This is a genomic window from Virgibacillus kekensis, assembly GCF_042654125.1.
Taxonomy (GTDB): domain Bacteria; phylum Bacillota; class Bacilli; order Bacillales; family Amphibacillaceae; genus Lentibacillus; species Lentibacillus kekensis.
The window spans coordinates 1-710 of the sequence record NZ_JBHSFU010000017.1 but is presented as its reverse complement, the minus strand read 5'-3'; the positions used below and the strand labels follow the sequence as shown (position 1 = coordinate 710).

The following is a 710-nucleotide window of genomic DNA, read 5'->3' as shown; positions in this document are numbered from 1 at the left end:
ACCTGACCAGAAAGCCCCGGCTAACTACGTGCCAGCAGCCGCGGTAATACGTAGGGGGCAAGCGTTGTCCGGAATTATTGGGCGTAAAGCGCGCGCAGGCGGTCTTTTAAGTCTGATGTGAAAGCCCACGGCTTAACCGTGGAGGGTCATTGGAAACTGGAGGACTTGAGTGCAGAAGAGGAGAGTGGAATTCCACGTGTAGCGGTGAAATGCGTAGAGATGTGGAGGAACACCAGTGGCGAAGGCGACTCTCTGGTCTGTAACTGACGCTGAGGCGCGAAAGCGTGGGGAGCGAACAGGATTAGATACCCTGGTAGTCCACGCCGTAAACGATGAGTGCTAGGTGTTAGGGGGTTTCCGCCCCTTAGTGCTGAAGTTAACGCATTAAGCACTCCGCCTGGGGAGTACGGCCGCAAGGCTGAAACTCAAAAGAATTGACGGGGGCCCGCACAAGCGGTGGAGCATGTGGTTTAATTCGAAGCAACGCGAAGAACCTTACCAGGTCTTGACATCCTCTGACCGCTCCAGAGATGGAGTTTTCCCTTCGGGGACAGAGTGACAGGTGGTGCATGGTTGTCGTCAGCTCGTGTCGTGAGATGTTGGGTTAAGTCCCGCAACGAGCGCAACCCTTGATCTTAGTTGCCAGCATTCAGTTGGGCACTCTAAGGTGACTGCCGGTGACAAACCGGAGGAAGGTGGGGATGACGTCA

At 55.4% G+C, this 710-nt stretch carries 1 rRNA gene; it reads left to right on the top strand.

The annotated features are described in order from the left end of the window. Positions 1-710: ribosomal RNA gene (locus ACFO3D_RS18880) — 16S ribosomal RNA — on the top strand; the annotation flags it as partial.